We start from the raw sequence: 7,500 nt of genomic DNA, 5'->3' as shown, positions 1-7,500 counted from the left end.
GGAAATTAACACCCGCCCCAGTGGCACCCGTTACTTAACTGCTGCATCCTGTGATATCCACCCCCTCTGTGAACTGGTGGACATGGCCACCGGATCCTGGAATGCCCGCCAGGTAGAGGAACGCATGAAAGATTACTGCGCTCTGGAAGTACCTGTAGGAAAATACCCCATGGAGAGGAACAATTACCAGTACCGCAAGTTCCAGGGGGATAATAGCTGGGTAATCCACGGTCCAGAAAACCACCAGCGAATTACCATCCGGGGGAGAACTGAGGCAGAAGTACTGCAGACTGCTAAAAATCTTAACCTGCAGGTAGAATAAATTTAACACACAGATAAAACTACACGTGAATAAAATGGACCTACACAGAAATAGAGCTTTAATTTAGATTATTTAAATGAAATTGTCAAATATTTTTCATGGGGTTACCTAGATTAATGACCCCGGAAGATTAAAAATAATAAAACATTATAGGGAAGTTATAAGTAAATAGATTGATTGAATGCGTAATTATAAAAAAGGGAAATTCTGATATTAAAAAAAACATATCATATTTATTGATAACTTCTCTATTTGATTGATAAATGAAATTATTTGGAATATGAGTTATTGGGTTGGATATAGTTATTGAGATAATTTCAAGATGTGATTAGTGTAATAAATTTGATAATTGATTATAATAATTAGGTGGTACATTGAGCGATACAGAGATGCTAATTTTAACCTTTATTTTGACAGCCTTGGCTACAATATTTTTTACTTACTTCGTACGCAAGATACTCATTAATGCCGGTGTAACCGATAGTCCCATAGTAACTGAACACCGGCATAAAACCGGGACCCCCACCATGGGTGGTCTGGCCATGCTGCTGGGTGCGGCACTGGCTGCTGCTGTTTTTTTCCATGAACAAAATTTGGTGCTTACCGTGCTTATTATGTTAAGCGCGGGACTGGTGGGGTTGCTGGATGATCTTTTGGGACTTAAGATCAAGGAAGTGCAGAAGGTGGCCCGTAACATAGCTACCCATCCCATAACCATTGGTCGTCTGACACTTAAACCCGGTGAAGAAGCCAGAGTAGCAACACCCAAGGCTAAAGAGGACCTTCCAAGTTTATTGAATGATGGAAAGATTGAAATAACTGGCGAAACGCCAATTAAAACTGAAGGAACAGAAAGGGATAAAATAATTGCCCAGATTGTTCTGGGAATCTTCTTGGCCGCCACTGGTGCAGTTAGTTCTTCAGTTTTGGGATTTGAAGCAGGAATTTTCATTATTCCCCTGGTAATCTTTGGAGTTATAGGTTCAATTAACTCCGTAAACCTCATAGATGGAATGGATGGATTAGCCGCAGGGATACTGGCTATTGCCTCTGCTTCCTGTGCCATTTTCGCCATAATCACTGGAAATCCCGCTGCAGCAATTCCATTTGGAGTGTTAACCGGAGTTTCTGTTGGTTTTTTAGTTTTCAACCATTATCCTGCCATTATAATCATGGGGGATACTGGTTCCTTTGCCCTGGGAGCCGGCTACATTACTGCGGGTTTTGTAGGGGACGTGATTTACTTTGCAGTAATTGCCCTGGCCATACCCATCATCTCAGTAGTGGTCAGTCTAATGCACCGTTCACACATCATTAAATTGCCAGTGGAACCCTTACATCATACCCTGCACTACAAGGGCCTTAGTGAGAAAAAGATAATTGCCCTTTACTGGTCAACTACCCTGATCATATGCGTAGCAGCCATTTTAATCTACCAATTCCTGTGGTAAAATATCTGCGGACATTAAAAGGCACGGATAAATGTAAAACAACATTGATGAATGGAAATATTTAGGAAAACAACAGGCAACATAATGAGAGGACTTACCACTGCTTATCTGGCTGGACAGTGCCATGGTAAATTAATCGGGGCAGATCAACCAATAACTGGCATTTTTAACATTCTTAAAGATGCTAAAAAGGGAGATGCAGTCATAAGACACTGGATTGATGAAACTGGAGTGGAAATAGCTTCAAGTAAGGGTGCTTCCTGTGTTGTAACCCAGGATGCCCGGAATAGTGCCCTGGATATAGCTCAAAAACTTAATATTCCCCTTATTTTAACTGAAAAGATTGAACTGGCCAATGCATTTGCCATAAGCTGGGCTCTGGAAACATTCGCCCCCGATTCCTTAAGGATAGTGGTCACCGGCACCAATGGGAAATCCACCACCACCCATATGATCTACACCATTCTCCAGGAAGCTGGTTACATCACCCATACCAATACTGATTCTGAATCTGAGTTTAACACCCTGATCGATCCCATGGTTGCCAAGCAGATTGCCGAGTTTAAAGATATGGATGCCGTTGCCCTGGAGGTTTCCGAAGTCCAGGGATGGGAAAATAGGAACATGAAAGATCATGCTCGTCTCATGACCAATGCTATCCAGCCCCAAATAGTAGTTCTAACCAACGTGGCACTGGACCATATTGGCCTGGTGAATACTATTGAGGAAGCATCAAAAGAAATTTCAGGAGTACTGGATGGTTTTAGAGGAGATTTTGTTGTTTTAAACCATGATGACCCGGTAATACGGAACATGCAGCAACTGGTACCATCTGAGGCACAGGTAACATTCTATGGTTCCCACACTGATGTTGAATACCAGGAGCCGGGAATTTTCTACCAGGACACCCTGTTAATTCCCACCGAAGATCTTCCCTTTAAAAGCCCCCATTTCATTCAAAATACCCTGGCAGCAGTTAGTACAGCATTAGCCCTAAATATTAATCCAAATATTATTAAAAAAGCCGTTAAATCATACCAACCATTAAAACGTAGGTTTAGTATTTTAAACACTGACCCCCTTATTATTGATGATTTTGCTCACAATCCTGATGGTATAAAGGCTACTATTAACAGTGCTGCCCAGTTGACATCAGGAAAACTTCACCTGGTCTGTGCTATCAGAGGTTCCCGTGGAACTTCCCTTAACCAATTGAATGCCCAGGCTGTTGCCGACGCCATAAAAGGTATTGATTACAACTTAATATTAACCAGCAGCCAAGATGTGGTGGATAACGCCAACTGGGTTAAACCCCGGGAGAAAAAGTTATTTATAGAGGTGCTGCACAAGGAAGGAATTAATTACCTCCACTGTGAAACTCTCAGTGAATCATTAGAAAAAGCTTTAAAATCTACCAAAAAAGAGGATACTATTCTTCTTATTGGGGCTCAGGGAATGGACCCTGCAGCCAGTATTTTGAAGGATATGATAAATCAATAATGAGTTTATTTCTGGTCTGTTATGGTAAAAGAAGATTTTTTATAAGTGAATTTATTAAGTTAGATAAAGATAATCTTGTTTATTATACTCCCTTAGCTAAAGACCTTAACAACTTACAAGGAAATAGTAGAAGTTTGGATTCCTCCCCGTAGTATTTAGGTTACCAGATTCTCTACTTCACCGAAAAATTCTCTTACTAATCACAGAATATTATTAATCAAAAACCAAGTTAAATGATATAGGTATTTAGGGAATAAAAATAAAATATAGGAACTTAAACCGGTGTTAAAAAAAATGAGTACAGATATGGACAAACATTCATCCCAGATGGAGAAGATTCCCTTCACTGAAATGGAAACCTTTGGAGTTATTGGTATCTGCGGAGTTGTGGGAAACCTGGTTGCCCGGGTCCTGATGGACCACGGTCAAAGGGTGATGGGCACTGACATCCACAGCGCGAAAAACTGCCCTTTCCTTTACACTTTAAAGGATTATAACTCGCAAATTTACCTTAATGAACATCCTGAAATATTTTTCAATTCATCAACTTATATAATCCCCCCACCCAGCCTCCCTAAAACTTCGAACCTGTTCCAGAAGATAAAAGACAGCCCAGCGCAACTTCTAGATGTGGAAAAACTTCTGCAACAGATCCATCCCAATAAACCAGTTATCTGTGTCACCGGGACCAATGGGAAAACAACCACCACCACTTTACTGAAGCATTTTTGTTACAGTGCCGGACTGAAACCCACGGAACATGGATTTAGAACTCTTCAGGGAAATATAGATTACATTCCCCCCTTACAGTGCCGGTTGAAGGGGGATATTGCCGTGGTAGAAACTGGTACCGAAGGGAACACCGGAGATTTGAAGTTCATATTAGATCGTTGCTACCCCTCCTGTGGAGTTATAACCAACATTAACCCCGACCACCTGAATAACGGTCATGATTTCAGGCACTACAGTCTGATCAAAGGGGAACTCCTGGAAAAGCTCCGTGGTGAAACAGTGGTGGTCAATGGAGATGATCCTGCTATATGGGGATTAATATCCCATATTAATTACCAGGGAAAGGTGATCACCTTTGGAGTTGACCATGAAGTACAAGGTGAGAGTAAAAAAGAATGCTGGTGCGGAGAAGAAATCACCCTAAAGGAAACTCTATCAGGAGTAGGTTATTATCACTGCCAGTGCGGTTTAAAACGTCCCACACCAGATTACCTGGCCACTGCTATCCAGGGTAACAGTTTCCTTCTCCAAACTTCCCAGGAAAAAATTAAAATGGAAATGGGAATCACCGGGCTGCACAATGTTTACAACGCCCTAGGAGCCATTGCCGTGGCCCATGAAATACTGAAAATACCACTGGAAGAAATCAAAAATTACCTCCCCACATTTAAGGGAGTTCCTGGACGTTTAGAATATATTCACCAGGATGAAAATCGGGATTTGATAGTGGATTACGGTCATAATCCTTCGGGAGTTGAAACTGTACTCCGGGAACTTAATAAAACATACAATAAGATAGCCGTGGTTATAACCATCTCCTCAGAATCGGGCAAATCTGGAGATAATGAAATTATGGAACGAACACTGGCCAACGCGGATTTCATCATACCTGCTTCTTACTATTCACGGCTGGCCGCAGAAAGTTATATTTCCTCTGGCAAAATCATATTAACCACTGAGGAACCTGAAAAATTCCGTGAAGGCACCCTGGGAGCTACAGAAGAACAGGTAGTTCGAGGACTTGAAAAGGGATTGGAATGTGATGCCGATGCCCTAATATGTATTGGGGAAGCAGCAGTTAAATATAAAGAAAAAATTAAGATTTTCATTGATTCACAAAAATAGTTAGATCTACAAAAATAGAATTCTGAGTAAATTAATAAATGTTTAAAACTTCTAAATGACCAAAAACAGGTGAAAAAAACATGTTCATAAAGGTAAGAAGAGATACCCTGATTATTTTAATGCTGGCATTCATTCTTATCACCTCCGGGAGACTAATGTCCTACATGTCCTATGCCTCATCCAATGGAACTGAAAACGGAGTGGCCATATCTGGAGTTATAGTCAAAGGAAACGACATTGTACCCACTGAATCTATAAAAACCAACATTGCCAATGTGGGTTTTAGATCAGGAAGTTATATCCAGGGGGACACCCTCATAACCAGCAAAAGAAAAGTTCCCTTGAATGAAGCCCTGGAAAATGCGCGGCAGGCAGCCATGTTATCCACGCTACCCGGTACAACTGTAGCTCCTATTAAAGCGGTTGATGTGAAATTGGATAAAAACACGGGAATATTAACCGTTAATGTAGTAGAAGACTTTTCAACTGTACAGGTAAATCAAACCAGTGGTTGATTGGTGGAATGAAGTGAAAAATTATTTAAGGTGAAACCAAGATGAATCGGAACAAATTACAAAAAATTCTAGTACTTCTGGTGACTCTGGCGTTATTGATTAACACTTCAGCCGCCACCTGCAACATAGTAATCATCACGGATCCCACGGGAAAAGATCCCAATGGAGCTGCCGCAGGCAGTATGTCCTTTGCTACTAACATGTTCCAGTCCACATTTATCATGTCCAAAGAGAATCATTTCGCAGTTCTCTCTGGTGGGGAAGGAAACAGTACACCCCGACTGGCAGCAATTGTGGAAACCATTAAAAGATTGAATAACGGGGCCACCGCATCCGAAGCTGCCAGTGCTGCCAGCAGTTACTCTGGTATCAGGGTAATGACTGGAGGACCCACCATTGGGGCAGCAGTGGGAGGATCCTTCGATGCTTACGTGGTGACAGTGGACAATAATGGAACCATAACTGCCACCCCTGTATCAGGAGGGCTGGCCACACTTCCCGCAGGACAGAAAGGAGCAATAATACACCTGCGTAACACCCATGGTAATCCTCAATATGGTACTGCTGAAACTGTGCGTCAGGAAACTGCAGTTATGATTGGTAAGATGATCCGAGATGGATATCCATCCACGGAGATATTGGGTGCAGCAATGGAAAAGGTAGCCAAGGAATCTGGTGAAAAGTACGGTGGAGGTGGGGATAACCTGGTGTCTTCCTTAACCACCGGAGATATGTTTACTCCTTCCAAAATGAACACCACCGGTTACCCCATGGATGAAGAATACTCCAAAGAATGTCCTACTTGTGGATGGAGCGTTGCATATCCTGCTGCTGAAAATTACCAGACCTGTCCCTATGATGGGACCGCACTGAAAACCATTTATGCCTACGATGCCCTGGCAGATAAACTCACTGTAACCAGTAACAGTACACTGGTTTCAGTGTATGGTACTGATGCTGCCGGTGTTTATGAAACCACGGAAGAACTGGTGGATTACTCAGTTAAGAAAAATGGGTACAACAGCACAGCCATAGCCACCACCATAAACAACGCCATAAACAATGGTAACCTGGTCGGAGTGAACTACGTGGAACCTAAAGACATAAATGTGGTGGAAAGTACCCGTGCAGTTGGGGTTTACTACAAAGCCCTGCCTGAGGGTCGAACTTCCCCTTCCTGGGAGTTACCCATAAGTTCATCAGTACTGGACATTGTAGGAAGCATACAAACTGCAATTGGACTGATACTGATAATACTGGTTTTGTTCCGCAGCTCGTTAATCAACTCTTTCCTTAAGAGAAGGAGGTAAACCATGAGCTTAATATTAATCCGGGCAGAATCCCAGGCCAAACTCCTCAACAGTCTGGCAGACATTGAAAGACATGCCGGACTAAAAATTAACGGATCCCCCCGGATAATCAAGAATAAACTGGCGGATGAATATGCAAAAAGCATAATGAAGGATAAATTAAGGTCTAAAGCTAAAATAGCGGTTTTAGTATCGGTGAAAGAGGATGCAACACTTAGCATCCTCCGCATAAGGAAGATACATCCCCCCGCACATGTAGTGGTCATAAGTGAGGAGTATGACCAGTGGGAAGCCGTGCGAAAAATATTCAACACCCTTCCCTCACTTAAAGGGTATTATTCTTCCAAGAAAAAAAGCACCACACCCCCATAACTATAAAAATATATTTTTTAACCTTTTTTTATCTAAATATTTTTTTATTCTAATTTTTAAGCTTTTGAATATCTTTAAATCAATTTTTAAATTAGTGATAGTTAGGACTTATTTAGAGAAGGGATAGTCATAGTGAATTAATAGTTTTAGGGTCTTAGTTTTTTCAAGTTTCT

7 protein-coding genes (1 of these 7 only partly in view) are annotated in these 7,500 nt (G+C 41.6%); all 7 read left to right on the top strand.

Annotated elements, in window-relative coordinates; all coding sequences use genetic code 11:
- Window positions 1-322, top strand: partial view of a pseudomurein biosynthesis D-Ala-D-Ala ligase gene (ddl, locus tag QC759_RS06790; protein ID WP_048073717.1) — the 3' portion only. 878 nt of this gene lie to the left of the window's left edge; 322 of the gene's 1,200 nt are visible here — the last part of the coding sequence; the start codon falls outside the window, past its left edge; its stop codon occupies window positions 320-322.
- A 374-nt stretch (window positions 323-696) separates the two neighbouring features.
- Window positions 697-1,773: a pseudomurein biosynthesis MraY family phospho-N-acetylmuramoyl-pentapeptide-transferase gene (gene mraY, locus QC759_RS06785; protein ID WP_048073718.1), complete on the top strand. Its 1,077-nt coding sequence runs from the start codon at window positions 697-699 to the stop codon at window positions 1,771-1,773.
- A gap of 84 nt (window positions 1,774-1,857) precedes the next feature.
- On the top strand, window positions 1,858-3,273 hold the full coding sequence (gene murE, locus QC759_RS06780; protein ID WP_048073719.1) for a pseudomurein biosynthesis peptide ligase pMurE: 1,416 nt from the start codon (window positions 1,858-1,860) through the stop codon (window positions 3,271-3,273).
- Between the two features lie 294 nt (window positions 3,274-3,567).
- Window positions 3,568-5,130, top strand: coding sequence for a pseudomurein biosynthesis peptide ligase pMurC (gene murC, locus QC759_RS06775; protein WP_052400022.1), 1,563 nt, complete (start codon window positions 3,568-3,570; stop codon window positions 5,128-5,130).
- Window positions 5,131-5,210: 80 nt separating this feature from the next.
- Window positions 5,211-5,645 carry an Mfer763 family protein gene (locus QC759_RS06770; protein WP_048073720.1) on the top strand — a complete coding sequence of 145 codons (435 nt, stop codon included), beginning with the start codon at window positions 5,211-5,213 and terminating at the stop codon, window positions 5,643-5,645.
- Between the two features lie 41 nt (window positions 5,646-5,686).
- Window positions 5,687-6,955: an Mfer764 family protein gene (locus QC759_RS06765; protein ID WP_048073721.1), complete on the top strand. Its 1,269-nt coding sequence runs from the start codon at window positions 5,687-5,689 to the stop codon at window positions 6,953-6,955.
- A gap of 3 nt (window positions 6,956-6,958) precedes the next feature.
- The gene (locus QC759_RS06760) at window positions 6,959-7,327 is read left to right on the top strand and encodes a DUF356 domain-containing protein (RefSeq protein ID WP_048073722.1); all 369 of its coding nucleotides are present in this window, start codon (window positions 6,959-6,961) and stop codon (window positions 7,325-7,327) included.
- The last annotated feature ends 173 nt before the right edge of the window (window positions 7,328-7,500 follow it).

The organism is Methanobacterium formicicum, from assembly GCF_029848115.1.
GTDB classification, from domain to species: domain Archaea; phylum Methanobacteriota; class Methanobacteria; order Methanobacteriales; family Methanobacteriaceae; genus Methanobacterium; species Methanobacterium formicicum.
The sequence above is the reverse complement of the archived record's forward strand: the minus strand, read 5'-3'. Positions and strand labels throughout refer to the sequence as shown.

Excerpts from the sequence above, each read along its gene's own strand:
- murE (WP_048073719.1), top strand. The coding sequence starts at position 1,858 with ATGAGAGGACTTACCACTGCTTATCTGGCTGGACAGTGCCATGGTAAA.
- murC (WP_052400022.1), top strand. The coding sequence starts at position 3,568 with ATGAGTACAGATATGGACAAACATTCATCCCAGATGGAGAAGATTCCC.
- QC759_RS06770 (WP_048073720.1), top strand. The coding sequence starts at position 5,211 with ATGTTCATAAAGGTAAGAAGAGATACCCTGATTATTTTAATGCTGGCA.
- QC759_RS06765 (WP_048073721.1), top strand. The coding sequence starts at position 5,687 with ATGAATCGGAACAAATTACAAAAAATTCTAGTACTTCTGGTGACTCTG.
- QC759_RS06760 (WP_048073722.1), top strand. The coding sequence starts at position 6,959 with ATGAGCTTAATATTAATCCGGGCAGAATCCCAGGCCAAACTCCTCAAC.